Annotated in this window: 25 protein-coding genes; 8 read left to right on the forward strand and 17 right to left on the reverse strand. The window is 71.2% G+C overall.

The annotated features are described in order from the left end of the window. Positions 1-5 precede the first annotated feature (5 nt). The 12 genes from ACYF6T_RS29315 to ACYF6T_RS29370 form a co-directional block, all read right to left on the reverse strand. Positions 6-1373 (reverse strand): glycosyltransferase 87 family protein, encoded by a 1368-nt coding sequence (locus ACYF6T_RS29315; protein ID WP_461700192.1) that lies wholly within the window; start codon positions 1371-1373, stop codon positions 6-8. Beyond that, entirely contained in the window at positions 1370-2776 is a 1407-nt protein-coding gene (gene mptB / locus ACYF6T_RS29320; protein ID WP_461700194.1) for a polyprenol phosphomannose-dependent alpha 1,6 mannosyltransferase MptB, read from the reverse strand. The genes ACYF6T_RS29315 and mptB overlap by 4 nt, the downstream gene beginning before the upstream one ends. A 171-nt stretch (positions 2777-2947) precedes the next feature. Next, positions 2948-3877 (reverse strand): glutaminase, encoded by a 930-nt coding sequence (locus tag ACYF6T_RS29325; RefSeq protein WP_461700195.1) that lies wholly within the window; start codon positions 3875-3877, stop codon positions 2948-2950. Positions 3878-3922: 45 nt separating this feature from the next. Then, positions 3923-5335, reverse strand: coding sequence for an aspartate ammonia-lyase (gene aspA / locus ACYF6T_RS29330; protein ID WP_461700197.1), 1413 nt, complete (start codon positions 5333-5335; stop codon positions 3923-3925). Positions 5336-5455: 120 nt separating this feature from the next. Continuing rightward, on the reverse strand, positions 5456-6472 hold the full coding sequence (locus tag ACYF6T_RS29335) for an asparaginase (RefSeq protein WP_461700199.1): 1017 nt from the start codon (positions 6470-6472) through the stop codon (positions 5456-5458). Positions 6473-6503: 31 nt separating this feature from the next. Further along, positions 6504-7961 (reverse strand): amino acid permease, encoded by a 1458-nt coding sequence (locus ACYF6T_RS29340; RefSeq protein ID WP_461700200.1) that lies wholly within the window; start codon positions 7959-7961, stop codon positions 6504-6506. Then, positions 7958-8635 carry a FadR/GntR family transcriptional regulator gene (locus ACYF6T_RS29345; protein ID WP_461700235.1) on the reverse strand — a complete coding sequence of 226 codons (678 nt, stop codon included), beginning with the start codon at positions 8633-8635 and terminating at the stop codon, positions 7958-7960. Before ACYF6T_RS29345 ends, ACYF6T_RS29340 begins: the two co-directional genes overlap by 4 nt. A 149-nt stretch (positions 8636-8784) precedes the next feature. Next, positions 8785-9621, reverse strand: coding sequence for an undecaprenyl-diphosphate phosphatase (locus ACYF6T_RS29350; protein WP_461700201.1), 837 nt, complete (start codon positions 9619-9621; stop codon positions 8785-8787). An 87-nt stretch (positions 9622-9708) separates the two neighbouring features. Next, a complete protein-coding gene (crcB, locus tag ACYF6T_RS29355; protein WP_461700202.1) occupies positions 9709-10083 on the reverse strand; it encodes a fluoride efflux transporter CrcB in 375 nt (124 codons plus the stop codon). Beyond that, on the reverse strand, positions 10080-10460 hold the full coding sequence (locus ACYF6T_RS29360; RefSeq protein ID WP_461700204.1) for a DUF190 domain-containing protein: 381 nt from the start codon (positions 10458-10460) through the stop codon (positions 10080-10082). The genes crcB (ACYF6T_RS29355) and ACYF6T_RS29360 overlap by 4 nt, the downstream gene beginning before the upstream one ends. Beyond that, the gene (gene crcB, locus ACYF6T_RS29365) at positions 10457-10918 is read right to left on the reverse strand and encodes a fluoride efflux transporter CrcB (RefSeq protein WP_461700206.1); all 462 of its coding nucleotides are present in this window, start codon (positions 10916-10918) and stop codon (positions 10457-10459) included. Before crcB (ACYF6T_RS29365) ends, ACYF6T_RS29360 begins: the two co-directional genes overlap by 4 nt. A 169-nt stretch (positions 10919-11087) precedes the next feature. Further along, positions 11088-12086, reverse strand: coding sequence for an SMP-30/gluconolactonase/LRE family protein (locus ACYF6T_RS29370; RefSeq protein WP_461700207.1), 999 nt, complete (start codon positions 12084-12086; stop codon positions 11088-11090). A 224-nt stretch (positions 12087-12310) separates the two neighbouring features. Here ACYF6T_RS29370 and ACYF6T_RS29375 point away from each other — a divergent pair, with 224 nt between their 5' ends. Beyond that, positions 12311-13159, forward strand: coding sequence for a ribonuclease BN (locus tag ACYF6T_RS29375; protein ID WP_461700208.1), 849 nt, complete (start codon positions 12311-12313; stop codon positions 13157-13159). 141 nt (positions 13160-13300) lie between these two features. On the opposite strand, the gene ACYF6T_RS29380 is transcribed toward ACYF6T_RS29375, so the two are convergent. The 3 genes from ACYF6T_RS29380 to ACYF6T_RS29390 all read right to left on the reverse strand — a co-directional run bounded on the left by ACYF6T_RS29380 (position 13301) and on the right by ACYF6T_RS29390 (position 17499). Further along, the gene (locus ACYF6T_RS29380; RefSeq protein WP_461700209.1) at positions 13301-13588 is read right to left on the reverse strand and encodes an ArsR family transcriptional regulator; all 288 of its coding nucleotides are present in this window, start codon (positions 13586-13588) and stop codon (positions 13301-13303) included. Positions 13589-13785: 197 nt separating this feature from the next. Further along, positions 13786-15345, reverse strand: a complete 1560-nt coding sequence (locus ACYF6T_RS29385) for a glycosyl hydrolase 53 family protein (protein WP_461700211.1) — start codon at positions 15343-15345, stop codon at positions 13786-13788. A 132-nt stretch (positions 15346-15477) separates the two neighbouring features. After that, positions 15478-17499 (reverse strand): beta-galactosidase, encoded by a 2022-nt coding sequence (locus ACYF6T_RS29390; protein WP_461700212.1) that lies wholly within the window; start codon positions 17497-17499, stop codon positions 15478-15480. Between the two features lie 230 nt (positions 17500-17729). On the opposite strand from ACYF6T_RS29390, the gene ACYF6T_RS29395 reads away from it, so the two are divergent. The 6 genes from ACYF6T_RS29395 to ACYF6T_RS29420 all read left to right on the forward strand — a co-directional run bounded on the left by ACYF6T_RS29395 (position 17730) and on the right by ACYF6T_RS29420 (position 22982). Continuing rightward, on the forward strand, positions 17730-19058 hold the full coding sequence (locus ACYF6T_RS29395; RefSeq protein ID WP_461700214.1) for an ABC transporter substrate-binding protein: 1329 nt from the start codon (positions 17730-17732) through the stop codon (positions 19056-19058). Continuing rightward, positions 19055-19981: a carbohydrate ABC transporter permease gene (locus ACYF6T_RS29400; RefSeq protein ID WP_461700216.1), complete on the forward strand. Its 927-nt coding sequence runs from the start codon at positions 19055-19057 to the stop codon at positions 19979-19981. The genes ACYF6T_RS29395 and ACYF6T_RS29400 overlap by 4 nt, the downstream gene beginning before the upstream one ends. After that, positions 19978-20883, forward strand: coding sequence for a carbohydrate ABC transporter permease (locus ACYF6T_RS29405; protein ID WP_461700218.1), 906 nt, complete (start codon positions 19978-19980; stop codon positions 20881-20883). The genes ACYF6T_RS29400 and ACYF6T_RS29405 overlap by 4 nt, the downstream gene beginning before the upstream one ends. Then, positions 20880-21911, forward strand: a complete 1032-nt coding sequence (locus ACYF6T_RS29410; RefSeq protein ID WP_461700219.1) for a LacI family DNA-binding transcriptional regulator — start codon at positions 20880-20882, stop codon at positions 21909-21911. Before ACYF6T_RS29405 ends, ACYF6T_RS29410 begins: the two co-directional genes overlap by 4 nt. A gap of 206 nt (positions 21912-22117) precedes the next feature. Beyond that, the gene (locus ACYF6T_RS29415; protein ID WP_461700220.1) at positions 22118-22468 is read left to right on the forward strand and encodes a VOC family protein; all 351 of its coding nucleotides are present in this window, start codon (positions 22118-22120) and stop codon (positions 22466-22468) included. A 127-nt stretch (positions 22469-22595) separates the two neighbouring features. Continuing rightward, positions 22596-22982: a MarR family winged helix-turn-helix transcriptional regulator gene (locus tag ACYF6T_RS29420; RefSeq protein WP_461700221.1), complete on the forward strand. Its 387-nt coding sequence runs from the start codon at positions 22596-22598 to the stop codon at positions 22980-22982. On the opposite strand, the gene ACYF6T_RS29425 is transcribed toward ACYF6T_RS29420, so the two are convergent. Then, the gene (locus ACYF6T_RS29425) at positions 22983-23582 is read right to left on the reverse strand and encodes a TetR/AcrR family transcriptional regulator (protein WP_461700223.1); all 600 of its coding nucleotides are present in this window, start codon (positions 23580-23582) and stop codon (positions 22983-22985) included. A gap of 136 nt (positions 23583-23718) precedes the next feature. Here ACYF6T_RS29425 and ACYF6T_RS29430 point away from each other — a divergent pair, with 136 nt between their 5' ends. Beyond that, positions 23719-24639, forward strand: coding sequence for an oxidoreductase (locus tag ACYF6T_RS29430; protein ID WP_461700224.1), 921 nt, complete (start codon positions 23719-23721; stop codon positions 24637-24639). A 61-nt stretch (positions 24640-24700) separates the two neighbouring features. On the opposite strand, the gene ACYF6T_RS29435 is transcribed toward ACYF6T_RS29430, so the two are convergent. Then, entirely contained in the window at positions 24701-25792 is a 1092-nt protein-coding gene (locus ACYF6T_RS29435) for a hypothetical protein (RefSeq protein WP_461700225.1), read from the reverse strand. Positions 25793-25802: the final 10 nt, after the last annotated feature.

A 25802-nucleotide genomic window follows, 5' to 3' on the forward strand; every position in this document is an offset into this window, starting at 1 on the left:
ACCGTCTATGAGGAGGCGCGGGAGCTGCTGGACTGGGGGTTCGAGGCGGCCGGGCGCGTCGATCCCGTGGGCTCGCTCGACGCGCTGCGCATCCGGCCGCGTCCGGGACCCGCCGCCGTACCCGCCGCCGCCGACGTCACGCCCGTCACCCCGGACGACGGGCCCGGGTGGCCGGAGACGGGGGCCATCTCGGCTGCCGCCGCGCTGGGGGCGGGTGCCGTGGCGCTGGTGCTGCGGGTCAAGGGCGGGCGCGGGGACGGGAGTTGACCGACCGGGAGACGCAGGAGCAGGCCGAGGGTGATCCAGGTGTAGGTGTTGCTGCCGAGGAAGCCGTCGATCCCGGACGCGTCGTCGAACCACAGCCACACGACGCTGGTGCACAGGACGGCGTACAGGGCGCCCGCCACGCGCGCGTGTCCGGTGCGGATCAGGATGGCGAAGGACGGCAGCAGCCACACGAGGTGGTGGACCCACGTGATCGGGCTGACCAGGCAGGCGGTCAGCCCGGTGAGGGCGAACGCGGTCGTCCACTCGCCCGCGGCGAGCGCCCGGCGGGCCCGCCACACCCAGACCCCGAGCACCAGCAGGACCGCCACCGCCCACACCCCGCGGCCGGGCTCGCCGAGCCGGGCCAGGATGCCCTGCAACGACTGGTTGGAGACGTAGTCGAGGCGGCCCACCCGGCTGGTGTCCCACAGGGCCTCGGTCCAGTAGAAACGGGACGCCTCCGGAGCCACCAGGGCCGCCAGCGCCGTCGCTCCGGCCGCGACGGCGGTCGCGACGGCCGCCGCACGCCGGCGGCGGCCGAGCAGGAGCAGCCCGATGAAGACGGCGGGCGTGAGCTTGATCGCCGCGGCCAGGCCGATGCCGACGCCCGCCCGGCGGCCCCGGCCGGTGGACAGCAGCCACGCGTCGGCGAGCACCAGCGCCAGCAGCAGGAGGTTGACCTGGCCGAAGCTGAACGTGTCCCGCAGGGGTTCGAACAGCGCGAGCGCACACGCGCCGAGGGCGCAGCCGTACCAGCCCAGGCGCCGCCAGCCGCCCTCGGTGAGGAAGTGCACGATCAGCGCCAGGGCCGCGAGGTTGAGCAGCAGCGCGAGGGCGATCGCCGTGCGCAGGCCGACGAGGGCCATGGGCAGCATGGCGACGGCGGCGAAGGGCGGGTAGGTGAAGCCGTACGCCGTCCCCGGGACCCGGTAGTCGTAGATGCGCCCGCCGTGGTGGATCCAGGTGTTGACGGCGCCGTAGTAGACGCGCAGGTCGAACCAGTCGCGCAGCAGCGGAACCGTCGCGGTGAAGGCGGTGACGGCGGCGGCGAGCAGCAGGACCAGGGCGAGGCGGCCGCGGTCGGTGCGGGGCGGGGCGGGGGTCATGCCGTGTGTCCCAGGGTCGGGGCCTGGGCCACCTGGTGGGCCTGCCACAGCACCACGACGGCGAGCAGGCCGCCGGAGACGGCCAGGACCAGTTCGTCGGTGCCGGCCGGTGCCCCGTTGGGCAGGGCGAGGAAGGCGACCACGCCGGTCACCACCGCCAGCCGGCGCCGCAGCGAGCTGCTGGGCGCGGCGGCGGCCAGCAGGAACAGGCCCCACAGGGCGTACCAGGGCCGGATCGCCGGGCCGAGGACGACGACCGCGGCGAGGCTCAGGCCGAGCGCGTACACCGGTGAGAGGCGTCCGCGGCGCACCCGTACGGCCCATATGACGAGCAGTGCGACGCCGGTGGCCGCGAGGCCCAGGGCCTGCCAGGCCGGTACGGCGAGCGGGGCCAGGTCGCTGCCGAGCTCGGTGAGCAGGGTCGCGGTGGCGCGGCCGAGGAGGCTGGTCAGCGCCCAGTTGTGCGGGGAGACGGGTGTCTTCAACGCTGCTATCCAGCCGTACCCCGTACCGGTCAGGGTGGTGACGGCGACCGTGGTGGCGGCCGCCGCGGCGGCGGTGGTCAGCACCGCCCGCACGGGGCCGCGGCCGGCGCGTATCTGGAGGGCGACGATCGCCGCGAGGCCGAGCACGGCGGGCGCCTTGACCAGGGCGGCGAGGCTGACGAGCACCACCCCCAGCACCGGCCGGCGGCCCAGCGCCGCGACCAGCCCGACGCCGAGCAGCCCGAGCATGATGGCGTCGTTGTGGGCACCGGCCACCAGGTGCAGCAGGACCAGCGGGTTGAGGGCGCCCAGCCAGAGCGCCGCGGCGGGGTCGGCGCCGCTGTGGCGGGCCAGGCGGGGCAGTGTTGCCGCCATCAGCGCCACGCCGAGCAGGGCGACGAGCCGCATGCCGAACAGCCCGGCGGGCAGCTGGCCGTGGGTCAGGCCCCACAGCGCCGAGGCGACGCCGAGGAAGACCGGGCCGTAGGGTGCGCCCGTGTGCTGCCACAGCGGGGAGACCTCGTCCGCGAGCGGGCCGCCGAGCTGTGCGGGACCGTAGGCGTAGACGTCCATGTGGGCGTCGACCATGGCGCCCTGGGCGAGGTAGCTGTACACGTCCCGGCTGAACAGCGGCGGCGCCAGCAGCAGGGGCGCGGCCCACACGGCGAGGACGGCCAGCAGGGCGCGCGGGGTGGGCGGTTCGCCACCGCGCACCAGCCGGCCGAGCAGCACCCAGGCGGCGATCAGGAGGACGACGCCGAAGTACACGCCGACCAGGCCGAGGGCGGCACGGGCGTTGGCGGGGGCGAGCAGCTCTCTCACGGGCAGGGCGCCGGCCGTCTCACCGCCCAGGGCGAGGAAGGCGGTACCGGCCAGGCCCAGCACCTGACAACGGCGGAGATCGACGGGGAAAGCCATGGCCAACACTCGGTCAGCGTGTCAACGCCGGATGGCCGGAAATTGACGTGCCGCCCACCCGGCGTGGGCGTGCGTGTGACCGGCGTGTGTTCGGATACGACCGCCGTAGGTTCGATACGACCGCCGCGGGTTCGAAACGACCGGCGTGGGTTCGAAACGACCGGCGTGGGCTCAGAACACCGACAGCCCCGTCAGTGTCGTGAAGCGGTCCAGTGCGGCGACCCCGGCCACCGAGTTGCCGCGCTCGTCGAGGCCGGGACTCCACACGCACAGGGTGCACCGGCCGGGTACGACGGCGATGATGCCGCCGCCGACGCCGCTCTTGCCGGGCAGGCCGACGCGGTAGGCGAAGTCGCCGGCCGCGTCGTACGTCCCGCAGGTCAGCATGACCGCGTTGACCTGCTTGGCCTGGCTGCGGGTGAGCAGCCGGGTGCCGTCGGCGCGGATGCCGTGCCGGGCCAGGAAGCCGGTGGCGAGGGCGAGGTCGGCGCAGGAGGCGGTGATGGAGCACTGGCGGAAGTACTGGTCGAGCAGGACCGGCACGGGGTTGCCGATGTTGCCGTAGGAGGCCATGAAGTGGGCCAGCGCGGCGTTGCGGTCGCCGTGCGCGGACTCCGAGGCGGCGACGTCCTGGTCGAAGTCGAGGGCCGGGTTGCCGCTCTCGGTGCGCAGGAAGCCCAGCAGTTCGCCGGCGGCGTCGCCGGTACGGGTGTGCAGGCGGTCGGTGACGACCAGGGCGCCCGCGTTGATGAACGGGTTGCGCGGGATGCCGCTCTCGTACTCCAGCTGGACGAGGGAGTTGAAGGGGTTGCCGGAGGGCTCGCGGCCGACGTGCTCCCACAGGGTGTCGCCCTCGCGGGCCAGGTCGAGGGCGAGGGTGAAGACCTTGGTGACGGACTGCGTGGAGAACGGCTCACGCCAGTCCCCGACCCCGTACACCGTGCCGTCCAGCTCGGCGACGGCCATGCCGAAGCGGCGGGGGTCGCAGGCCGCGAGCGCCGGGATGTAGTCGGCGGGACGGCCGCGGCCCGGGGTCCGCGCGATCTCCTCGGCGATGCGCTCCAGGACCGGCTGGAAGGTGAGGGACGACGTCGTTGTCATGATCACTATTGTGCCTTCCCGCCGGTCCGGATGCCGCGCCGCAGGTCAGGCGAGGGCCTGCCCGCTGCCCGCGACGACCTCCGGCCGCAGCAGGTCGGCGAGCCGCTCGGCCGGCAACAGGCCCTTCTCCAGGACGAGTTCGGCGACCCCGCGGCCGGTGGCGAGGGCCTCCTTGGCGATGTCGGTGGCGGCCGTGTACCCGATGTGCGGGTTGAGCGCGGTGACCAGGCCGATGGAGTTCTCGACCGTGGCGCGCAGCGCGTCGGTGTTGGCGGTGATGCCCGAGACGCAGCGCTCGGCGAGGGTCAGGCAGGCGTTGCGCAGATGCGTGATGCTCTCCGACAGGGAGTGCAGGATGATCGGCTCGAAGGCGTTGAGCTGGAGCTGCCCGGCCTCGGCGGCCATGGTGATGGTCACGTCGTTGCCGATCACCTCGAAGGCGACCTGGTTGACGACCTCGGGAATCACGGGGTTGACCTTGCCGGGCATGATGCTGGAACCGGCCTGCACCGGCGGCAGGTTGATCTCGCCCAGGCCCGCCCGCGGCCCGGACGACAGCAGCCGCAGGTCGTTGCAGCTCTTCGAGAGCTTGACGGCGATCCGCTTGAGCACGCCGGACATCTGGACGAACGCGCCGCAGTCCTGGGTGGCCTCGACCAGGTTGGCGGCGGTGACCAGCGGCAGGCCGGTGATCCCGGCGAGGTGGCGGCGGGCCGATTCGGCGTAGCCGGCGGGGGCGTTGAGTCCGGTGCCGATGGCCGTGGCACCCAGGTTGATCTCGTGGATCAACTCGACGGCCTCGTCAAGTCGGCTGCGATCCTCGTCAATCATGACGGCGTACGCGGAGAACTCTTGACCGAGCGTCATCGGTACCGCGTCCTGCAACTGTGTACGGCCCATCTTGAGCACGTTGCGGAACTCGACGGCCTTGCGGGCGAAGGCGTCCTGAAGTACGGACATCGCCTTGAGCAACCCGCGCACCGCGAACACCGTCGCTATCTTGACGGCCGTGGGATACACGTCGTTGGTTGACTGACCGAGGTTGACGTCCTCGTTGGGATGCAGGTACCGGTACTCCCCCTTGGCGTGTCCCATCAGCTCCAGCGCCCGGTTGGCGACGACCTCGTTGGCGTTCATGTTCGTCGAGGTGCCGGCGCCGCCCTGGACGACGTCGACGACGAACTGGTCGTGCAGCTTGCCGTCGCGGATCTCCCGGCATGCCTCGACGATCGCGGCCGCCTTGCGGGGCGCCAGCAGCCCCAGCTCCTCGTTGGCGAGCGCGGCCGCTTCCTTGACGGCGGCGAGGGCGTCGATCAGATGCGGATAGGCGGAGATCGGGGTCCCGGTGATGGGGAAGTTCTCGGTGGCGCGCAGGGTGTGCACGCCCCAGTAGGCGTCGGCCGGAACGTCACGGTCGCCGAGCAGGTCGTGTTCGCTGCGGGTGACGGCGGTGGTCATGAGGGTACGGGTCCTCTTTCGGGAAGGGGTGAGGGTGATGCGCCCCTTTCAGGGGCGCGGGGAACCGCGCGACCGGCCACATCCGGCCCGCAGCCGCCGAACAGCGAGTCCGGCACGTTCTCAGGCGCAGGCGGGCACCACGACCGGATCCAGCGACCGGACCGGCCGCACACACCCGACCGCACGCCCGCCCCCGAGCAGTGCCTCCCCCTGGAACTCGACGAGCAGCGCGGGATCGACGCCGGCGCGCGCCAGCGCCGCCGCTGTCACGGGAATCCGCGCCCGGTTCGCCCCGTCGGCGATCTTCACGGCGACCGCCCGCCCGTCCGGCAGCGCGGCCACCTCGACGCCCTCGAAGCCGTCCTTGGCGAGCAGCCCCGGCACGGCGCGCATCAGCGCGGCGACGTCGCGTCCGGAGCCGGAGGCCATCTCGGCGTGCTCGCGCATCGCGTCGGCGACGCGCGCCTCGGGCGTGCCCTCGGCGGCCGTGGTGATCCGCGCGGCGGCCCGGGCGAGACCGTGCAGGGAGACCGAGAACAGCGGCGCGCCGCACCCGTCGACGGTCACCCGGGCGATGCGCTGCCCCGTCAGGTCCTCGACGATCTCGGCGATCGCCTGCTGAAGCGGGTGCGCGGGGTCGAGGTAGTCCTCCAGCGGCCAGTCGTTGAGCACGCACGTGGAGAGCATCGCCGCGTGCTTGCCGGAGCAGTTCTGCGCGAGCCGGGAGGGCATGCGGCCCTCCCGCACCCAGGCGTCCCGCACGACCGGGTCGAACGGCATGTCGGGGACGTTGCGCAGGTGGTCCTCGGTGAGCCCGGCGAGTTCGAGGATGCGCCGGGCCCCGGCGAGGTGGCGTTCCTCGCCGGAGTGGCTGGCCGCGGCGAGCGAGAGGAGCTCGCCGTCGAGCGGGAGGCCGGCCCGGACCATGGCGACGGCCTGGACGGGCTTGAGCGCCGAGCGCGGATAGAAGGCGGCCTCGATGTCGCCGAGCTGGAAGGAGACGTCCCCGTGCGGGCCGAGGACCACGACGGAGCCGTAGTGGACGCCCTCGACGACCCCGGCGCGTATCAGGTGGGCGACGGGGGCGTGGAGGGGCTCGCGGATCTGGGGTGCGTCCGCGACGGAACTGCTGAACATCACTGCCTCTTGTCGGGGAGCGGCGCGCGGGTCACGCGCCCGCCTCGGTGGTGGGTTCGGTCTCGGGGGTCCGGCGTCCGACCCGGCCGCGGACGGCGAACCATCCGCCGACCAGGGCGCCGACGATCAGCGGCAGGCACAGCACGGTGGTGCGGCCGGCGCCTCCGTCGGCGTACATGAGGACCAGGACGGAGACGAGGAAGGCCAGCGTCACGACCTCGGTCCAGGGGGAGCCCGGCAGCCGGTAGCCGGGGCGGGACAGCTCGCCCCGCTGGGTCTTCTGCCAGAAGACGAGGTGACAGATCATGATCATGCCCCAGGTGGAGAGGATGCCGATCGCGGCGAAGTTCAGCACGATCTCGAAGGCGTCCGCGGGGACGACGAAGTTGAGACCGACGCCGAGCACACAGATGCCGCTGGTCAGCAGGATTCCGCCGAAGGGGACCTGGCTGCGGCTCATCCGGGCGGTGAACGCCGGCGCGGAGCCGCTCATCGCCATGGAGCGCAGGATGCGGCCGGTGGAGTACAGGCCGGAGTTGAGCGAGGACATGGCCGCGGTGAGGACGACGAGGTTCATCACGCCGCCGGCCGCCGGGATACCGATGTGGGAGAACACGGTCACGAAGGGGCTCTCGGCGGCGCTGTACTTGTTCCAGGGCAGCAGCATCGACAGCAGGACGACCGAGCCGACGTAGAACAGGCCCACACGCCACATGATCGAGTTGATCGCCTTCGGCATGATCTTCTCGGGGTTCTCGGTCTCGCCGGCGGCGACGCCGACCAGTTCGACGGAGGCGTAGGCGAAGACGACGCCCTGGATGATCAGCAGCATGGGCAGCAGGCCGTTGGGGAAGACGCCGCCGTTGCCGGTGATCAGGGCGGGGCCGGGGGCGGCGCCGTCGACGGGGTGCTGCGTGACCAGCAGGAAGATGCCGATGCACATGAAGATCACCAGCGCGCTGACCTTGACGATCGCGAACCAGAACTCCAGTTCGCCGAAGATCTTGACCGAGATCAGATTGACGGTCAACACGACGGCGAGGGCGATCAATGCGATCAACCATTGCGGGATGTCGGAGAACATGCCCCAGTAGTGCGTGTACGTGGCCACCGCGGTGATGTCGGCGATACCGGTGGTGGCCCAGTTCAGGAAGTACATCCAGCCCGCGGTGTACGCGCCCTTCTCGCCCAGGAACTCGCGGGCGTAGGACACGAAGGCGCCGGACGAGGGCCGGTACAGGACGAGTTCGCCGAGGGCGCGCACGACCAGGAAGGCGAAGACGCCGCAGACGGCGTACGCCACGAAGAGGGAGGGACCGGCGTCGGCCAGGCGTCCGCCGGCGCCGAGGAAGAGGCCGGTGCCGATGGCCCCGCCGATGGCGATCATGTTGACGTGCCGGGACTTCAGGCCCTTGCTGTAGCCCGCGTCTCCGGCGTCGACATGGCCGGAACGTTTCTGCACACCGTCGTGCAGGCCTTGCTCGCTCACGCCTCGGGTCCGCCTTCCGTGGGGGTGTCCGTGCGCGCGGGGCGCACGATGTCGGTGAGGGTCGTCTCGACGCGGTCGAGGTGGTGGGCCATGGCCTCCACTGCGTCGCGCTCGGAACCGTCGACCAGCGCCTCGACGATCGCCCGGTGCTCGCGGTTGGACTGCTCGCGGCGTCCGCCCAGTTCGTTGAGGAAGGCCGACTGACGCGCCAGTGCGTCACGGATCTCCTCGATGACCCGGCGGAAGACCGGGTTCTGGGCGGCCTGGGCGACGGCGAGGTGGAAGAGCGTGTCGAGGGCGACCCAGGAGGTGGTGTCGGTCTCGCGCTCCATCCGCTCCAGCAGGTGGCTCAGGTGGTCGAGGTCCTCGGGCGTACGGCGGTTCGCCGCGTATCCCGCCACCGGGATCTCGACGTGCCGGCGCACCTCCAGCAGGTCACTGGCCGCGTAGTCGCCGAAGGTGGGGTCCTCCACCGTGTTGGCGACGACGAACGTGCCCTTGCCCGTCTTGGAGACGGTCAGGCCCATCGTCTGCAGCGCCCGGAGGGCCTCGCGCAGCACGGGCCGGCTGACCTCCAGCGTGCGGCACAGCTCCGCCTCGGAGGGCAGCTTGTCCCCCACGGCGTACTCGCCGTTCTCGATGGCGGCGCGCAGATGCCCCAGGACCGCTTCCATGGCGCTCACACGCCGCGGACCCTGACTGGCTGTCTTGCTGTCTGACAGGTTCACGGGAGCGATCCTCCGGGTGACGTACGGGGGATGTCAAGGGGCGAGGGCGGGATGCGGGGCGCGAGGGCCACGTGCGGCCTCGCGCCCCGCCGCGGTCAGCTGTTCAGCGTGCCCGTGGCCAGCAGCCCGAACAGGAGCAGGCCCACGACGATCCGGTAGATCACGAAGGCGTTGAAGGAGTGCTTGGCGACGAACTTCAGCAGCCAGGCGATCGAGGCGTAGGCGACGACGAAGGAGACGATCGTGCCGACCGCGAGCGGCGCGGCGCCCACGCCCGCACCCAGGGCGTCCTTGAGCTCGTACAGGCCGGCGCCGGTGAGGGCCGGGATGCCGAGGAAGAAGGACAGGCGAGTGGCGGCGACGCGGTCCAGGTCGAGGATGAGGGCCGTGGACATGGTGGCGCCGGAGCGGGAGAAGCCGGGGAAGAGCAGTGCGAGGATCTGCGAGCTGCCCACCAGCATCGCATCCTTGAACGAGGTGTCGTCCTCACCGCGCTTGTGCCGGCCCATCTGGTCGGCCGCCCACATCACACCACTGCCGACGATCAAGGAGCCCGCGACCACCCACAGGGAGGCGAGCGGTCCCTCGATGACCGGCTTGGCGGCCAGGCCCACCAGCACGATCGGGATGGTCGCGTAGATCACCCACCAGGCGAACTTGTAGTCGTGGTGGTACCGCTCGTTCTTGTTGACCAGCCCCCTCCCCCAGGCCGAGACGATCCGCACGATGTCCTTGAAGAAGTACAGGAGCACGGCGGCGATCGCACCGACCTGGATCACGGCCGAGAAGCCGACGACGGCGTCGTCGTCGACGGGGATGTTCATGAGCCCCTCGGTGATCTTCAGATGTCCGGTGGAGGAGACGGGCAGGAACTCGGTCAGTCCCTCGACGACTCCGAGTACGGCGGCCTGGCCGACGTTGATGACGCTCATGGGATCCAGTTCTGAGGAGTTGGTCGACAGTGCTGTAGACAGTAGTGCTGTGGACAGTCTTACTACGCGCGGGTGCGATCGGGATACCTACACCCACAGCGCCTGGGCGATCGAGACCCCGGCGAACGCGGCACCGAGGCCCGCCATCACGCTCCCGACGACGTTGGCGGCAGCGTAGAGGCCGGCGCCGGTCTCGGTCAGCCTCAGGGTCTCGTACGAGAAGGTCGAGTACGTCGTCAGGGCCCCGCACAGCCCGGTCCCGAGCAGCAGTTGCAGGGAGGACCCGGCGGCGCCGGCGGCCACCGCGCCGGTCAGCAGGCCGAGGATCAGGCTGCCGGTGACGTTCACCGCGAAGGTGCCCCAGGGGAAGACGGAGTCGTGCCGGGACTGCACCGCGCGGTCGGTGAGATAGCGCAGCGGGGCGCCGACCATGGCACCGGCGACGACCAACAGCCAGTTCACAACGACTTCTTACCCTTCGCGTGCGTCTGGGCCGGGTCCGGTTCACGGCCGACGTACCGGATGACCTCGCAGTCGTCGAGGATCACCAGGCCCTCGGTGACGAGTTCGTCGAGCTGCGGCAGGAAGGCGCGCACCCGCTCCTCGGTGTCGACGATGACGATGGCGACGGGCAGGTCCTCACTCAGCGACAGCAGCCGCGAGGTGTGGATCAGGGAGGAGGCGCCGAAGCCCTCGATGCCCCGGAAGACGCTGGCACCGGCGAGGCCGGCCGCGTGGGCGCGGTGGACGATCTCCGAGTACAGCGGCTTGTGGCGGTGGGTGTCGTTCTCGCCGATGAAGACGGTCACGCGCAGCGCGCTGCCGGTCAGCCTCGTCATGGCTGCCTCCACTTCAAAACGCGGCGGGCCGCGCTCACCGCGAGCCACACCGCCGTGAGGGCCGCGAGCAGGGTCGCGGCGAGGTAGGCCAGCCCCGTGCGGGGATGGCCGGCGTCGACCAGCCGCTGGATGTCGACGGCGTAGGTCGAGAAGGTCGTGAAGCCGCCGAGCACGCCGGTGCCGAAGAAGGGACGCACCAGGCGGTGGGCGGCCCACACGTCGGTGATGACCACCATGAACACGCCGATGACCGCGCAGCCGACGACGTTGGTCCAGAAGGTCGTCCAGGGGAATCCGCCCGGCGGGGTGGGCCACCACCGCGAGGCCGCGTAGCGGGCCGAGGCGCCGACGGCTCCGCCGAGCGCGACCACCGCCACGACGGGGACCTGGGCGCGCCAGGCCGCGGTCCGGGGGGCGCGCGGGCGGGCGCGCAGGCTCTCGGCTTCCGGGGCTGTCATGGTCGTACGTCTCCTACTCGCCGGGGCCCGGGCATGCGGGCGCCGCTCCTTCGCAAGTAGGGACCGTTGGCGGCACCGACAGCCGCGGTTCGGGTACGGCGGGCCCCACCGCCGCGCCGCGAGAGTGATCGCGGCCGGGCACCAGGGTAGCGCCCGCCGCGCACGCCGGTCACTTCGGTCCCGGTGCCTCGCACAGGGCGATGCCCCGCTCCCACAGGCTGCCCAGCACCAGGTGGCCGGCGGCCTCGCAGACGCTGGTGACCATGCGGAAGCCGGAGCGGCGGCGGGTGAGGTGGTGGACGGTGGCCCCCTGGTCGTCGACGGCGAGGACGCCGATGGTCCCGGTGGGGCGCCAGGGGGCGCGTACGGCGATCCGGGCGGCGGTGCGGCGGACGGCGGGGGCGGCGGCGTGCAGCAGGTCCAGGGGCGGGACGCGGGGGCCGGCCAGGGAGACCCAGATCGGTCCGTCGGGGGCGCCGCGCCAGATGTTGTCGGGCATGCCGGGGAGGTCCTCCACGAAGGGCTCGCCGCGCCCGGCCCTGGCTCCGGTGAGCCAGTAGCGGGTGAGCCGGCAGGCGCCGGTCTCGGCGACGACCAGGAAGGACTCGTCGGCGCTCACGGCGAGACCGTTGGCGAACTGCAGCCCCTCCAGGAGTACTTCGGGGGTCTCGCTGCCGGGGGCGAGGCGCAGCAGGCGGCCCGTTCCGGTGTGTTCGACGATGTCGCCGATCCAGTGCTCCAGGGGGTAGAGGCGGCTGGAGACGGTGAAGCAGACGCTTCCGTCGGACAGGGCGACCACGTTGCTGCAGAACCGCAGCCGCTCCCCCGCCACCGAGTCGGCCAGGATGCGCACGATGCCGTCGTCGAGGCCGACGCGCAGCAGACCGAGCTCGGCGTCGCACACCAACAGGGCGTCCTCGCCGAGGAGTTCGAGGCCCAGCGGCCGTCCGCCGGTCTCGGCGAGCACCTCGACGCGGGCGGCCGAGGGCTCGGCCAGACCGTCGACGCGCAGGATGCGGCCGTCCTCGATGCCGGTGAGCACCCGGCCCCGGGCGTCGGCGACCACGTCCTCGGGGCCGCGGCCGCCGAGGGCGACGTACCGGCGCGGGACGAGCGCCGCGGGACGGTCCGTTTCGGCGGAATGGTCCGTTTCGGTGGGACGGTCCATGGAAGCCTCCCCTTCGCTGTCGGCAGGGTCCATCCTGGCAGGGCGTGTACCCCGGTGGGGCGTGCGGCGCCACCGGTCCGGTTTGCGAGGTACTCCCCTGGCCACTCGGTCAGACGGGGCAGGAGTCGAACAGCAGGAGTCGAAAGAGGTGGTCCCATGACCTGTCCGCGCCCGGAGCGCGCCGGCCGCCCCGGCAGAGGGGCCCGTCCCGTACGGCGGCCGCGTTGAGCGTGCGGGACTCCTGGCCGTGCACGGTGTGGCACCGACTGGGGCTCGCGGAGCTCCACCGGCGGGGCAGGGAGCTGGAGTTGCTGCACCGGGCCATGGGGTTCGCGACGCTCGCCCTGGTCACGCTGGCTCCGTTGCTGATCGTGATCGCGGCCGCGGATCCGCTCGGGCACGGTGGGTTCGCGCTGTGGCTGGTGGACGGCATGGACCTGTCGGGCCGCTCGGCGCAGGCCCTCTCCCATGTCTTCAGTCCGCCCCGCAAGGTGGTCAGCACCACGAGCGCGCTGAGCGTGGCGCTGCTGGCGGTGTTCGGCCTGTCCTTCGCGTCGAGCGTGCAGAACGGCTACGAGCGGGTGTGGCGGCCGTCCACCGGTCCCTGGCACCGGATCTGGCGGCAGACGGTCTGGCTGGTCATGCTGATGGTCTACCTGTACGCGCAGGTACAGACCCGCAACGTGCTGCAGGGGTCGGCCCGCATCCCGCTCAGCATGGCCGTCGGCCTGGTCTTCTTCTGGTGGGGGCCGCACTTCCTGCTCAACAGCGAGGTGCGCTGGCGTGATCTGCTCCCCGGCGCCCTCGCCACCATGGCCGGTCTGGTGGGCCTGCGCTGGTTCTCGTACCTGGTCTTCACCCCGCTGCTGGTCACCAATGCGATCAGTTACGGTCCCGTCGGCACCGTTCTGGTGGTGGAGTGCTGGCTGGTGGGCGTGGGGTTCGTGGTGTTCGGCGGCGCGCTGCTGGGACGGCTGCTGTGCGAGCGGTTCGGCGAGGTGGAGGAACCGGCGCGGCAGGACGCGGGACGGGCGGCGGCCGCGGACGGGGCGTCGCCGGGCGTGCCGGACTAGCCGGCACCTTGTGACGGCCGAGCGGGCGTGCCGGATGGGCCGACGCCTTGTGACGGCCGGCCGGTGTGGCCGGGGAGCCGCCCGCTCCACTCCCTGCGGGCGAGCGGGCGTGGCCTTTGGGCCGTCACTTCCCCGCGGCCGCTACCAGCCCTTTTCGAACATGCGCGCCACCTCGGCGATCCGCATCTCGTCGCGCCGGTAGTACGTGCGCAGCCGGATGCGTGTGGCGCGCAGCAGACCGAGGTCCCTGAGCAGGCCGAGGTGGGTGTCGGCGACCGCGCGCGGCACTCCGAGCTTGGCCGCCACGGCGTCCGCGGTGACGCCGTCCTCGACGGGATCCGCGTGCCGCTGCGGCGGGAAGTGGGCGGCCGGGTCCTTGAGCCACTCCAGGATGTCCAGACGCCTCTCGCTGACGGGAGTCCTCAGCATCTCGCCCCCTTGGGCCGGTCCACCACACACGGCGTCACACACCGTCTGCCCACTGTCCCGCGGGACAGACCGCCCTGTCCGGTACTCGCCGACCCTTGTCCGGTACCGAACGGCCCCTCGTCCGGGGCCTGTCGGACTCTGTTCCCGGATGTACGAGGGCCCGGCCGCTCCCCTGCGGCCGGGCCCTCCCCCTCGGTTCAGCGATGGCTGAACCAGCTCATGGCCGAGGTGGCCCTGTCGCTGTAGTCGAACAGGGCCTGGTTCTCCCAGCCGTTGCCGGAGGTGGCGTCGGCCGGGTCCCAGCCGTTGCCGGTGACCGCGGTCCAGGTCGCCTCCCAGTAGAAGACGCCGAGTCCCTTGTTGCCCGGGACGGCCTCGACGATGCTCGCGACCGCGTTCATCCACGCCAGCTGACCTGCCTGGGTGGCCGGGTAGCCGGTGACCAGCTCACTGGAGGTGTCGATCTGGTTCTCCAGCGAGTCGTCCTGGGCCAGGGTGAACGGGTAGGCCGTCTCGGCGACGAAGACGGGCTTGCCGTAGCGGGAGACCACGTCGTCGAGGGTGGTCTGCGCGGCGGCGAGCGAGCCGTGCCAGTAGCCGTAGTACGACAGCCCGATCACGTCGTAGCTGATGCCGTACGTCTTGGCGTTGTCGAACCACCAGCGCACCGTCGCGTCGTCGCCGGCGTTGGCCAGGTGCAGCGCCACCTGCGTGCCCGAGGAGACCGCCTTGACCGCGCTGTAGCCGGAGTTGAGCAGGCCCGCCAGCTGCGACCAGTTGTCCGTGGAGCCCTCGGACCACAGGATGCCCGCGTTGATCTCGTTGCCGACCTGGACCATGTCGGCGGTGGTGCCCTGCGCCTTCAACGCGTTCAGCACGTCGTACGTGTGGTTGTACACGTCCGTCTTGAGCTGGCTGTAGGTGTGGCTCGACCAGGCGGCGGGCTTGGTCTGCTTGCCGGGATCGGCCCAGGTGTCCGAGTAGTGGAAGTCGACCAGCAGCTTCATGCCGGCCGCCTTGACGCGCTTGGCCATGGCCAGCACGCGCGTCTTGTTGTTGTAGCCGTCGGCCGGGTTGACCCAGACCTTCAGGCGCGCGTAGTTCATGCCGGCGTTCTTCAGGATGGTGACCGCGTCGCCGGTGGTGCCGGAGCTGGTCTTGTAGACGCCGCCCAGGGCCTCGCTCTTGGCAAGGGAGGAGATGTCGGCACCCTTGATCGACAGTCCTGTTGATCCAGAGGCGAAGGTCAGGTCGTCAACATTGATCCAGTTGCCCGCGTTCGCGTCACTGTTGATGCTGACGGTGCACTGGTTGTTGGTCACCTTGATCGACGTGACGATACGGACCCAGCTGGTGGTGGACACCGGCAGATCGGTGCGCTGCTCGGAGCTGCCGCAGTTCCTCAGGGCTATGTACGCGGAGTTCTGGCCACCGCTGGAGCGCACCCACGCGGTGAGCGTGTAGCTGCCGTTGGTCAGCCCCGGCAGGTACTGGTACGTCTCCACCTTGTAGGCGGAGGCCGAGTAGTGCGAGAGGCGGTAGCTCCCGCCGTGACCGCCGGACTCGGTGTACGAGGCGCCGGTGTCGCCGTACTCGGACCAGCCGGCGGGGGTGGCCACGCCCGCGCCGTCGGACTCGAAACCGCCGTTGGTGAGGGTGCTCGCGGCGTGCGCGGCGGTGGCGGGCAGGGCGATCAGGGAGAGCCCGGCCACGAGCGGCAGCAGCAGGGCTCTGAGGGTGCGTCTGGGATGGAACATCGTCGTCCGTCGTCCCTTCGACGAATGGGGAGGGGGGATTCCCCTCCGATGGGGGTGTCCCTCCGGTGGCGCCGGAGGGAGAGCCCCTCCGCCCGCGGCTCTCGTGGCACGCGCGGGCGGAGGGGAGCCGGCTCAGCCGTCGAGTCGTACGACCCGGACGGCTCCCGCGGGGACGGCGAGGCGGCCCGCGGCGCGTTCCCCGGTCAGCAGCTCGGTGCCGTGCGCGTCCAGCGGCACCTTGGCGTCGGTGGCGGTGTGGTTGATCGCGAACAGGTAGCTGCCCGAGTCGCCGGTGCGGCGCACCACCTCGACGTCGCGCGGCAGGTCGGCGTGCGGGCCGACCCGGGCGTCCTCGGCGGCCCAGCCCAGCAGCGCGTCCAGGCCCTCGGCGCCCAGGCGGGTGGAGACGTACCAGGCGGTGCCCGCGCCGAGGCGGTGGCGGGTGACGGCCGGGTGGCCGGCGGTGAGGCCGTCGGCGTACGTCCACACGGTCTCGGCGCCGCGCGGCACGACGAACTCGGACCACACGTCGCCGCTGAGCTCGGCGCCGTCCGGGCCGGTGACCCGTACCGCCTGGTCCTTCAGCAAGGGCGAGAACTCCTCCACGGTCAGGCCGAGCACGTCGCGCAGCGCGCCCGGATAGGCGCCCTCGTGGACGGCGTCGTGTTCGTCGACGATGCCGGAGAAGTACGACACGACGAGGGTGCCGCCGCCTGCGACGTACTCCCTGAGGTTGTTCCCGGCCGCCTCCGTCATCAGGTAGAGGGCGGGCACGACGACAAGGGGATATCTCGACAAGTCGGCTTCGGGGTGGGCGAAGTCGACGGTGAGGTGGCGGTCGTAGAGGGCCTCGTAGAAGGCGTCGGCGCGCTCGCGCGGGTCGTGGTCCTCGCTGGGACGCCACTGGAGGTTCTGCGCCCACCAGGAGTGCCAGTCCCACAGCATTGCCACGTCGGCCTCGGTGCGGGTGCCGCGGATGGTGCTCAGCGAGTCCAGGGACGCGCCCAGTTCGACGACCTCGCGCCACACGCGCGTGCCGGTGCCGCCGTGCGGGAGCATCGCCGAGTGGAACTTCTCGGCGCCGCGCCGGGACTGGCGCCACTGGAAGAACATGGCGCCGTCGGAGCCGCGGGCGACGTGCGCGAGGGAGTTGCGGGCCATCTGGCCGGGGGCCTTGGCGGGGTTGCGGGGCTGCCAGTTGACGCCCGAGGTGGAGTGCTCCAGCAGCAGCCAGGGAGCGCCGCCGGCGACGGAGCGGGTGAGGTCGGCGGCCATGGCGAGGTTGACGTGGGTGCGGCGGCCGTCGGTGATCAGGTAGTGGTCGTTGGTGACGAGGTCGACCTCGCGGCCCCAGGCCCAGTAGTCGACGGAGTCGCACTGGCTGAGGGCGGTCATGAAGTTGGTCGTCACCGGGATCCCCGGCGAGAGGCGGTGCAGGATGTCGCGTTCCGCCACGAAGTTCTCGCGCATGGTGGCGTCGGCGAAGCGCTTGTAGTCCAGCGCCTGGCCGGGGTTGCCGACGGTCGGCGTCAGGCGCGGCGGGTTGATCTGCTCGAAGGCGGTGTAGCGCTGGCCCCAGAAGGCGGTGCCCCAGGCTTCGTTGACGGCTTCGACGCTGTCGTACGTCGCTTCGAGCCAGCGCCGGAAGTGGGCGGCGCAGGAGTCGCAGTAGCAGGCCGAGACGGGCACGCCGTACTCGTTGTGCACGTGCCACATCGCCAGGGCCGGGTGGTCGCCGTAGCGCTCGGCGAGCCGTGTGGTGATGCGCGCGGCGGCGGCGCGGTAGTCGGCGTTGCTGTGACAGATGGCGGCGCGGGAGCCGAACTCGTAGCGCACGCCCTCGGCGGTCACCGGCAGCGCCTCGGGGTGGGCGCGGTAGAACCAGGCCGGCGGGGCCACGGTCGGGGTGCCGAGGTCGACACGGATGCCGTTCGCGTGCAGCAGGTCGACGATCCGGTCGAGCCAGCCGAAGTCGTACGTCCCGGGTGAGGGCTCCAGCAGCGCCCAGGAGAAGATCCCGACACTCACCATGGTGACGCCGGCCTCCCGCATCAGCCGGACGTCCTCGTGCCAGACGTCTTCCGGCCACTGCTCGGGGTTGTAGTCCCCACCGAAGGCGAGCCTGGTGAGGCCCCTGGGGTTGGTCTCCGGCATGGATCTCTCCCGTTTAATCGATCATTTGGGAACGTGCACACACAGCGGTGGCGGTGTGAGCCCAACATAACCGCACAGCAACAACCATTGACAAGTGTCCGGGATGTTTCTCTACTGTGAACGCTCACAGAGCAGCATGGCAGGTCCTCGCGACGGGCGGGGGCCCCGCTCATGTGATGCGCATGGCAGGTTCCCGCACCAGGCGGGGACCCAGGTCAGGGGAGAGATCCATGCCCAACACGAAGCGCGCGCGGTTCGGTCGCTGCACAGCGTCCGCCGTCGCCGTCGCCCTAGGCGCCTCCGCACTCGCCGCCTGCGGTTCGTCCGACGACGACAGCAAGGCCGAGTCCGGCCCGGTCTCGCTGACGTACTGGACCTGGACGCCCGGCATGGACAAGGTCGTCGACCTGTGGAACAAGGGCCCGGGCAAGAAGGACCAGATCACGGTCACGGTGAAGAAGCAGGCGTCCGGCGACACGCTGGTCACCAAGATCCTCACCGCGCACAAGGCGAAGAAGGCGCCCGATCTGGTGCAGGCGGAGTACCAGGCCCTGCCGACGCTGGTCAGCAACGACGCGCTGGCCGACATCTCCAAGGACGTCGGCGACGCCAAGGGCAGGTTCGCCGAGGGCGTGTGGCAGCAGACCACGCTGGGCACGGACGCGGTCTACGCGATCCCGCAGGACATCGGGCCGATGATGTTCTACTACCGCGCCGACCTGTTCAAGAAGTACGGCCTGAAGGTGCCGACCACCTGGGACGAGTTCGCCGAGACCGCCCGCGCGCTGAAGAAGAAGGCCCCGGACAAGGACCTGACCACCTTCTCCGCCAACGACTCCGGCCTCTTCGCGGGCCTGGCCCAGCAGGCCGGCGCCAAGTGGTGGACGGCCTCCGGCGACAAGTGGAAGGTCGGCATCAACGACGCGGCGACCCAGAAGGTCGCCAGGTTCTGGGGCGGCCTGGTCAAGGAGGGCGCCATCGACAACCAGCCGATGTACACGCCGGCCTGGAACAAGGCGCTCGACACCGGCAAGCAGATCGCCTGGGTCTCCGCCGTGTGGGCGCCGGGCACGCTGACCACCGCCGCGCCCGACACCAAGGGCAAGTGGGAGATGGCGCCGCTGCCGCAGTGGTCCTCCGGTGAGAACGTCACCGGCAGCTGGGGCGGCTCCTCCACCGCCGTCACCACCGACTCCGCGCACAAGGCGGCCGCCGCCAAGTTCGCCGCCTGGCTGAACACCGACGGCACGGCCCTGCAGGCGCTGGCCAAGGAGGGCGGCATCTACCCGGCCGCCACGAACGCCCAGACCAGCGGCGCCTTCGCGACCCCGCCGGAGTACTTCTCCAACCAGCCGGACTTCTACACCAAGGCCGCCGAGATCGCGAAGACCACCGCGCCCTCGGCCTGGGGCCCGAACGTGAACGTCGCCTACGCGACCTTCAACGACGCCTTCGGCGCCGCCGCCAAGAACAAGTCGGACTTCGTCGCCGCCCTGGACACCATGCAGCAGGCCACGGTCGCCGACCTCAAGAAGCAGGGCTTCGGGGTCTCTCAGTGACCGGCACCGCACGCCGGAGGCCGTACGGGGTCAAGGGGGCCCCGTACGCCTTCCTCCTTCCCGCAACGATCCTCTTCGCGCTGTTCTTCGCGCTGCCCATCGGGTACGCGGTCTGGCTCAGCTTCCGCAAGGTGCACGTCTCCGGGCTCGGCCTGGGCGCGGGTGCCCGCAAGGAGGTCTGGGCCGGCCTGGAGAACTACACCGCGGCCTTCCAGGACAGCGAGCTGCTGCACGGCGCGCTGCGCGTCCTCGGCTACGGCCTCATCGTCGTCCCCGTGATGCTCGGCCTCGCCCTGCTGTTCGCCCTGATGCTCGACTCGGAGAAGGTGCGGTTCGCCCCCTTCACCCGGCTCGCGATCTTCCTGCCGTACGCCATCCCCGGCGTCGTGGCGGCGCTGCTGTGGGGCTTCCTGTACCTGCCGGACGTCAGTCCCTTCTACTACCTGCTCGAAAGGCTGCACCTGCCGCAGCCCGACCTCCTGGACGGCGGCCCGCTGTATCTCGCCCTGTCGAACATCGCGGTCTGGGGCGGCACCGGCTTCAACATGATCGTCATCTACACCTCGCTGCAGGCCATCCCGGCCGAGGTGTACGAGGCGGCCCGGCTGGACGGCGCCTCCCCGCTGCAGATCGCGCTGCGGATCAAGATCCCGATGGTGGCGCCCTCGCTGGTGCTGACCTTCTTCTTCTCGATCATCGCCACGCTCCAGGTGTACAACGAGCCGACCACGCTCAAGCCCCTCACCAACTCCGTCAACACGAGCTGGAGTCCGCTGATGAAGGTGTACCAGGACGCCTTCCACCGGGGGGACATCTACTCGGCGGCCGCCGAGGCCGTGATCATCGCCCTCGCCACGCTCCTGCTCTCCTTCGGGTTCCTGCGGGCCGCGAACAGGCGTCAGAAGCAGGAGGCAGCACGATGAGTTCTCTTGCCGTCCGCAAGGTCGCGCCGGCGGCGGGCACCACGCCCGGCACCGCCCAGGGTCCGCCGCTGCGCCGCCGTATCGCATGGATTCCGACATTGACGCTGTTGATCGGCGCGGTCTACATGTTGCTGCCGGTCGCCTGGGTGGTGATCGCGTCCACCAAGTCGAGCACCGAGCTGTTCTCCACCTTCACGTTCCTGCCGGGCTCGGGGTTCGTCGACAACGTCAAGGACCTCAACTCCTACCGCGACGGCGTGTACTGGAAGTGGATGGGCAACTCCGCCCTGTACGCCGGTCTCGGTGCCCTGCTGTCCACGTGTGTGTCGTCCCTCAGCGGCTACGCGCTGGCGACCTACCGCTTCCGCGGCCGTGAGGTGATCTTCAGCGTCCTGCTCGCGGGCGTGCTGATGCCGCCGGTCATCCTCGCCGTCCCGCAGTACCTGCTGCTGGCGAAGGCCGACCTCACGGACTCCTACTGGTCCGTGCTGCTGCCGCAGATCCTCTCGCCCTACGGCGTCTACCTCGCGCGCATCTACGCGGCCGCCGCCGTGCCCGCCGACGTGGTCGAGGCCGGGCGGATGGACGGGGCGAGCGAGTGGCGGATCTTCACCCGGGTCGCGCTGCCGATGATGATCCCGGGACTGGTGACCGTGTTCCTGTTCCAGTTCGTGGCGATCTGGAACAACTTCCTGCTGCCGTACATCATGCTCAGCGACGACGAGAAGTTCCCGATCACGCTGGGCCTGTACACGCTGCTCGAACAGGGCGCCAACACCCCGGCCCTGTACACGGGGGTGATCACCGGTGCGTTCCTCGCGGTCTTCCCGCTCATCGCGCTCTTCCTGGTCATCCAGCGCTTCTGGAGCCTCGATCTGCTCTCCGGGGCCGTAAAGTCATGACCATGAGCAACACGGGGGGCCGGCGCAGACCGCCGACGATCCACGACGTGGCGCGCGAGGCGGGGGTCTCACGGGGCACCGTCTCGCGGGTCCTCAACGGCGGGCACTACGTCAGTCCGGCCGCCCAGGAGGCGGTCAACGCCGCGATCCGCAAGACGGGCTACGTCGTCAACCGGCACGCCCGCTCGCTGATCACCGGGCGTTCGGACTCCGTCGGCTTCCTGCTGACCGAACCCCAGGAGCGGTTCTTCGAGGACCCCAACTTCAACGTCCTGCTCAGTGGTTGCACGCAGGCGCTGGCCGCGCACGACATCCCGTTGCTGCTGATGCTGGCGGGCACCAAGGACGAACGGCGACGCATAACGCGGTACATCACAGCCGGTCACGTGGACGGTGTGCTGCTGGTCTCCAGCCACTCGGGCGACCCGGTCGCCGAGGAACTGCGCGCGGCGGGGGTGCCGCTGGTGGCCTGCGGCAAGCCGATAGGGCTGGGATCGAAGGTGAGTTACGTGGCCGCCGACGACCGCGACGGAGCCCGGGACATGGTGCGCCACCTGCTCTCGCTCGGCCGGCGGCGGATCGGCGTGGTCACCGGGCCGCTGGACACGCCGGGCGGTGTGGAGCGGCTCGCCGGCTACCGGGAGGTGCTCGCCGAGGCGGGTGTGGAGTTCGACGAACGGCTCGTGGTCGAGGGCGACTACAGCCGGGCCAGCGGGGAGGCGGGCGGCGAGCGGCTGCTCGCGCAGGCCCCGGATATGGACGCCGTGTTCGTCGCCTCCGACCTCATGGCGCAGGGCGTGCTGACCGCGCTGGAGCGGGCGGGCCGCCAGGTGCCGCAGGACGTGGCGGTCGGCGGTTTCGACGACTCCCCCGCCGCGCTCGCCGCGCGCCCCGAGCTCACCACCATCCGCCAGCCCTGGGACCGGATCAGCGCGGAGATGGTGCGGGTGCTGCTCGCCCAGATCGGCGGCGAGGACCCGGCGGCCGTCATCCTGCCGACGGAACTGGTCAAGCGCGACTCCACGTGAGCGGGCAGAGGAGTTGATCAGGCGCGCAGTCGGCTGATCACCCGTTCGGGCGCGCCGCGCGGTGACCCGCCGGCGGCGCGCCCTTGGTGTGCCCAGCCGGTGCGCCGGGGTCGGTCAGGATCGGAGAAGCCGTCCCGCACTCCCCCGCCCTAGCGTGGAACCACCGACGAGATCCCGTCGGACCGCCGCTCGCCAAGGAGTACGCCATGACCGCCGGAGTCCAGACGATCATCTACCCCGTCAAGGACGTCGACCGGGCGAAGGCCCTGTTCCGCGCCCTGCTCGACGTGGAGCCCTACGCCGACGAGCCCTACTACGTCGGCTTCAAGGCCGCCGGCCAGGACGTGGGCCTCGACCCGAACGGACACGCCAAGGGCATGACCGGGCCGGTGCCGTACTGGCACGTCACCGACATCCAGGGCCGGCTGGCCGCGCTGCGCGAGGCGGGCGCCGAGGTGCTGCAGGACGTCCAGGACGTCGGCGGCGGCCGGCAGATCGCCTTCGTCAAGGACACGGACGGCAACCTCGTCGGCCTGCTCCAGGACCCGGCGTCCTGACGAGGCCGGCACGGTCCGTCCGCCCGCGCCATCCCGTCAACCCGCACGGTCCATCCGCCCGCCCTGTCCATGCGCCCGCACTAGTTGCGTCCTCAACGACTGGCCGGTTCGGTGTTACCGTGCGGGTATGGCAGTGAAGACGGCCGACGCCCGGCTGGAGGAGCGGTGGCGGGACATCCTGTCCGTGCACGCCCGCACCATGTGTGAGATCGACCGGGTTCTGCACCCGCACGGCCTGGGCGCGAGCGACTTCGAGGTGCTCGACATCCTCGCCTCCGAGGCCCCCGAGGACGGCGACCAGTGCCGGGTGCAGAACCTGGTGGGCCGGGTCCATCTCAGCCAGAGCGCCCTGTCCCGGCTCATCGGCCGGCTGGAGAAGGACGGTCTGGTGGAGCGCTCCGTGTGCGCCGAGGACCGGCGCGGCGTGTGGGTCGCCCTGACCCCCAGGGGCCGTGCCGTGCACGCCGAGGTGCTGCCGCTCCAGCGCGCCGTGCTGGAGCGGATGCTCGGCTGATCAGTCCGGGGCGCTTCCCCGCAGGATGAAGGCGATCACGTCGTCCAGGGCGTTGTCGTCGGCTCCGGGCGGCAGATGACCGGTCACCGCGAGTTCGGCGTACCCGTGCAGGGCCGCGAACACCGGTATGCCCACCTGCTCCGGCGTGCCCTGCCGCACCTCTCCCCGGCGCTGCCCCTCCACCAGCACCCGCACAAGCAGCTCGGACCAGCGTTCGGTGGCCTCCACCAGCGCCTGGGACGCCTGCGGGTCGTGCTTGATCGAGTACATCAGGTCGAGCAGCGCGGCATTCGCCGACGCGAAGCCGACGTACGCGCGGACCAGGGCGTCGAGCCGTTCCGTGAAACTCTCGCCGACGTCCCGCTGCGACTCCTCGACGGCCCGCTGCAAGCGCTCGAAACCGGTCAGCGCCAGCGCGTCCAGCAGCGCCTGCTTGTCCTTGAAGTGGCGGCTGGGCGCGGCATGGCTGACGCCGATGTCGCGGGCGAGTTCCCGCAGTGACAGCGCGGCCGGCCCCTTCTCCCGCAGCGTCTCCTCGGCGCGGGTCAGCAGTGCGGCGCGCAGGTCGCCGTGGTGGTAGCTGCGAGGTCGGGTGTGCATGGGGACGAGTCTAACGGTCATGTATATGCCGCCTACATTGTTGACATCGCCAGCTTTGTTGACGGTGCCCTCTTTGTTGTCGCCGTCACCATTGTTGTCATTGACAGCATTGTTGGCGGCGCCTACATTGGCGGGCATGACTACCGCACCCAGCAAGTGGACCGTTTCCGACATCCCCGACCTGAGCGGCCGCACGGCCGTCGTCACCGGCGCCAACAGCGGGCTCGGCATCGCCACCGTCGAGGCCCTGGCCGGTGCGGGCGCCCACGTGGTGCTCGCCGTACGGGATCTCCAGCGCGGCGAGGCAGCCGCCGCCTCCGTGCGCGGGAGCGTGGAGGTGCGCCGGCTCGACCTGGCCGACCTCGCCTCCGTGCGCGCGTTCGCCGCCGGCTGGCAAGGCGGCCTGGACCTGCTCGTCAACAACGCCGGCGTCATGAACCTCCCGGAGGGCCGCACCAAGGACGGGTTCGAGACCCACTTCGGTACCAACCACCTGGGCCACTTCGCCCTGACGAACCTGCTGCTGCCGCACATCACCGACCGTGTGGTGACCGTGTCGTCCGGCGCGCACCGGATGCCGGGCAGCCCCCGCATCCGGTTCGACAACCTCACGCTGAGCGGCGAGTACGCCCCCATGAAGGCGTACAGCCAGTCCAAGCTGGCCAACCTGCTGTTCACCCTCGAACTCCAGCGCAGGCTGGCCGAGTCGGGCTCTTCGGTGCGCGCCCTGGCCGCGCATCCGGGCTGGGCCGCGACCAGCCTGCAGAGCCACGACGCCAGCGTCCTGCGCGGCTTCCTGCTGCGCATCGGCAACCGCTTCGTGGCCCAGGACAACCGGGCCGGCGCCCTGCCCACGCTGTACGCCGCGGTCCAGGACCTGCCCGGCGCGAGCTATGTCGGCCCGGACGGTCTCAGCGAGATGCGGGGCGCCCCCGCGCTGGTCGGCCGCTCGGCGGCGGCCAGCGACCCGGTGACCGCTCGCCGGCTGTGGACGGTGTCGGAGGAGCTGACCGGAGTGACGTTCCCGCTGACGACGGCCGCCGTCAGCCGCGCGTGAAAGCTGTGTGCGGCGCTCGCCGCACATGAAGGCCGTGCCAGGCACACGCCGCGCGTGAAGGCTATGTACGGCGCTCGCCGGGACGCCGGTCGACCGGGCGGCGCGGCGCAACGGGCACGGCCGTGAAGTCGCGCGGACCCGTCCACAGCGCCGGTACCGCGTCGCAGCGCCGGCACAACTGGTACGCGATCGCCTCGTAGTTGACCCGCCAGCCGTTGAAGTGCGGCCACGCCTCCCCGGTGGTGCGCTCGGCACGGAAGCCCGCCGCCTCCAGCATGGCGACCGCGGCGTCGAACTCCTCGTAGACGAGCCGGATCGAGGCGTCCGGGTCGGGGTCGGCGTCGAAGGGCAGCCGCTGGGCACGGGCGATGTCGCGCAGCGCGGTGAACCCCGCCCGCAGCACCAGCCGCGCCTCCGGCGGGGCGCTGCGCGGGGCCAGGGAGAGCTGCATCGCCGCCGCGTCCATGACGGCGACCAGGCCGACCAGCCAGTGACGGTAGGGGCTCGGCGAGCGGAAGGCCATCAGGACCGGGTACGTGGAGTGGCTCTCGCCGATGTCGGAGGCCAGCCGTTCCCAGGCCCGGTACAGCTCCGGCAGCGCGGAATCGGTGTCGACCAGCCACTGCCGGGCCAGGATCTCCGGGCCCCAGGCCGGTTCGCCGGCGCGTGCCTGGAGCAGCGTCACCTCCAGTTCGCGGCGGTTGTAGGCGGCGTAGAGCGTGGGCAGGTAGGCGATCTGCAGGGCGATGAGGACGGGCCCGGTGGCCGCCGCGACGAAGTCGAGCGCGGACAGGCGCAGCCGGTCGCCGCTGGCGAAACCCAGGGTGAAGAGGCTGGAGCCGGCCTCGCGGAAGGAGTTGCCCCAGGCCAGCCCGGACGCGGCGTGCAGCAGCAGGCCGAAGCCCAGCAGGGCGCCGCCGAGCCAGGTGGCGAGCATCCCGATCAGGATCAGCGGCGCGAGCCAGGTCTGGGCGCGGTCGATGGCGTCGTACCCGCCCCGGGGCGCGGCGAGCCGCAGCACCCGCCGCAGCGTCCACCACAGGCGGTACACCAGCGTGGAGTACAGGCCACGGGGCACCACCAGGGTGCGCAGGACGCTGAGGAGCATGGCCGCCAGCAGCAGCCCGCCGGCCACGCCGGAGATCCAGTTCATGCGGCCATTG

It is taken from the genome of Streptomyces sp. 7R007, from assembly GCF_054850255.1.

Coding starts and splice junctions, on each gene's coding strand:
- ACYF6T_RS29315 (WP_461700192.1), bottom strand. CDS start 1,373: ATGACCCCCGCCCCGCCCCGCACCGACCGCGGCCGCCTCGCCCTGGTC.
- mptB (WP_461700194.1), bottom strand. CDS start 2,776: ATGGCTTTCCCCGTCGATCTCCGCCGTTGTCAGGTGCTGGGCCTGGCC.
- ACYF6T_RS29325 (WP_461700195.1), bottom strand. CDS start 3,877: ATGACAACGACGTCGTCCCTCACCTTCCAGCCGGTCCTGGAGCGCATC.
- aspA (WP_461700197.1), bottom strand. CDS start 5,335: ATGACCACCGCCGTCACCCGCAGCGAACACGACCTGCTCGGCGACCGT.
- ACYF6T_RS29335 (WP_461700199.1), bottom strand. CDS start 6,472: ATGTTCAGCAGTTCCGTCGCGGACGCACCCCAGATCCGCGAGCCCCTC.
- ACYF6T_RS29345 (WP_461700235.1), bottom strand. CDS start 8,635: ATGGAAGCGGTCCTGGGGCATCTGCGCGCCGCCATCGAGAACGGCGAG.
- ACYF6T_RS29350 (WP_461700201.1), bottom strand. CDS start 9,621: ATGAGCGTCATCAACGTCGGCCAGGCCGCCGTACTCGGAGTCGTCGAG.
- ACYF6T_RS29360 (WP_461700204.1), bottom strand. CDS start 10,460: ATGACGAGGCTGACCGGCAGCGCGCTGCGCGTGACCGTCTTCATCGGC.
- crcB (WP_461700206.1), bottom strand. CDS start 10,918: ATGACAGCCCCGGAAGCCGAGAGCCTGCGCGCCCGCCCGCGCGCCCCC.
- ACYF6T_RS29370 (WP_461700207.1), bottom strand. CDS start 12,086: ATGGACCGTCCCACCGAAACGGACCATTCCGCCGAAACGGACCGTCCC.
- ACYF6T_RS29380 (WP_461700209.1), bottom strand. CDS start 13,588: ATGCTGAGGACTCCCGTCAGCGAGAGGCGTCTGGACATCCTGGAGTGG.
- ACYF6T_RS29385 (WP_461700211.1), bottom strand. CDS start 15,345: ATGTTCCATCCCAGACGCACCCTCAGAGCCCTGCTGCTGCCGCTCGTG.
- ACYF6T_RS29390 (WP_461700212.1), bottom strand. CDS start 17,499: ATGCCGGAGACCAACCCCAGGGGCCTCACCAGGCTCGCCTTCGGTGGG.
- ACYF6T_RS29395 (WP_461700214.1), top strand. CDS start 17,730: ATGCCCAACACGAAGCGCGCGCGGTTCGGTCGCTGCACAGCGTCCGCC.
- ACYF6T_RS29405 (WP_461700218.1), top strand. CDS start 19,978: ATGAGTTCTCTTGCCGTCCGCAAGGTCGCGCCGGCGGCGGGCACCACG.
- ACYF6T_RS29410 (WP_461700219.1), top strand. CDS start 20,880: ATGACCATGAGCAACACGGGGGGCCGGCGCAGACCGCCGACGATCCAC.
- ACYF6T_RS29415 (WP_461700220.1), top strand. CDS start 22,118: ATGACCGCCGGAGTCCAGACGATCATCTACCCCGTCAAGGACGTCGAC.
- ACYF6T_RS29420 (WP_461700221.1), top strand. CDS start 22,596: ATGGCAGTGAAGACGGCCGACGCCCGGCTGGAGGAGCGGTGGCGGGAC.
- ACYF6T_RS29425 (WP_461700223.1), bottom strand. CDS start 23,582: ATGCACACCCGACCTCGCAGCTACCACCACGGCGACCTGCGCGCCGCA.
- ACYF6T_RS29430 (WP_461700224.1), top strand. CDS start 23,719: ATGACTACCGCACCCAGCAAGTGGACCGTTTCCGACATCCCCGACCTG.
- ACYF6T_RS29435 (WP_461700225.1), bottom strand. CDS start 25,792: ATGAACTGGATCTCCGGCGTGGCCGGCGGGCTGCTGCTGGCGGCCATG.